We start from the raw sequence: 1,596 nt of genomic DNA, 5'->3' as shown, positions 1-1,596 counted from the left end.
AAATTCACTTAATATGTTTTAAAATAACTTTTTACTCTTATTATTTTTTTAAGTACCAACCTTTAATCTATAAATACGTCTTGATAGCATTTCTTATGAGTTACAAACTATCTTTTGAAGGCTTTAAAGGATCACATGCTTTTCATAAAGCACATTTTAATCACTCACTAAAATAATCATTTTGTCAGTTCAATTTACTGACAGATAACTGACAAATATATATTATTGATTGTATTTATTTGGTGTATCTTAATAATGGTTGTATCATTAAAATACTAACTTATTGAAATATAATGTTTTTAATTTTTTATCTCATTAAAAAAAATACTATAGGGGTTAGAGTTAACTGACTAAACTGACAAGGCTGACAACTCTAGACAAAACTCTTCTTATAAGATCACTCAGATCATTTTTGGGGAGAAAAGTTCCTTGATGAGAATGGCATAAAAAGAGTTTTGCGTGGTTGTTTTAAGACTTCAAAAGAGGTTCTTTATTGTTTTCTATGATGGTTTTTGAGGACAGGATGTGCTTGATCGCATGATGTCTCGTTTATATGCGTGTTGAGTGGTTTAGAGGAGCTGGAGAGTGAATTTATCTCTAATTAATTTATCTCTAATTATTGATAAATATTGATAAATATATTGTAGCGTTAAACTGGGGATATTGATGTATTAACCATTGACGGGCTAAACAGTTTTGTTTAGAGGTCTTTTTACATAAATGTGGGGGAGATATCTTCAGCAATTAGAATAGAGCAGTTTTGGGTGTCACTTTTTGGGTCACAGAGGCATGTGCTTTTGTTAAAAGCGTTATAGGGCAGTGGCTGTTTTGAGTGGGCTTGTTAGAGGTTCCATGAAGTTCTTTTAAAGAATGCTTCATGAAGTGTGCAAAGCGGGGGCAATCTGTATTGTTTTCTGTATTTTTACGCCAGAGTTCTCTTTTGAGAATTTTTCGTGCCATTTTTGTTTTCTTTGGCTTGTTTACAGGTGTAAGTGTTTATGCGCGCTCCTCAGCTATTTTTCATTCCCCAACCGATAATTTTTCTCGCCAACAATCTGAGAAGCAGCAATTAGAAAGAATTGAGAAATTACGGTCTTTAACGCTTGGCAAAGTTTCTCTCTCTTTTGAAGAAAAATCGGGACCATTTTGGAGGGAGGGATACTGTTTTGCAATTCATCATATATTTTTTGGAGCACAGTTAAGCACAAGAAATCAGGAACATTTTTGATGACATTAACAATGGAACTTTAAGCGTTTTTTATTGGGGAGTTAACGTATGAGATATGAGAAGAGAGCAGAAAGAGCAGCTTTATTAGGTGTTTTGGTCTCCAGTACGATGCTCAAAAAGGTTTTATTTGGGGGACTTGGTTTTTCTTGTTTATTCGCACCTTCAGCGTTACAGGCACAAATTACTGTGGATCCTAACGCAGGTAGCGCATATCGTCCGGATATAGTGGCAGCGCCCAATGGGGTTCCCTCGATTGATATTGTTACCCCCAATGGCAAGGGCTTATCACACAATAAATATAACGACTTTAATATTGGCAATGCAGGTATGATTTGGAACAATCATGCGCAAGAAGTGGGGCAATCGCA

Annotated in this window: 2 protein-coding genes; both read left to right on the top strand. The window is 35.0% G+C overall.

Annotated elements, in window-relative coordinates; translation table 11 throughout:
- Window positions 1–877: 877 nt before the first annotated feature.
- Entirely contained in the window at window positions 878–1,228 is a 351-nt protein-coding gene (locus tag PVV57_RS10575) for a hypothetical protein (RefSeq protein WP_404977255.1), read from the top strand.
- Window positions 1,229–1,276: 48 nt separating this feature from the next.
- Window positions 1,277–1,596, top strand: a 320-nt coding sequence (locus PVV57_RS10265; RefSeq protein WP_273784040.1) for a hypothetical protein, incomplete at its 3' end; no start/stop codon positions are given.

The sequence above is a fragment of the Bartonella sp. AU15XJBT genome, assembly GCF_028618615.1.
Classification (GTDB): domain Bacteria; phylum Pseudomonadota; class Alphaproteobacteria; order Rhizobiales; family Rhizobiaceae; genus Bartonella.
The sequence above is the reverse complement of the archived record's forward strand: the minus strand, read 5'-3'. Positions and strand labels throughout refer to the sequence as shown.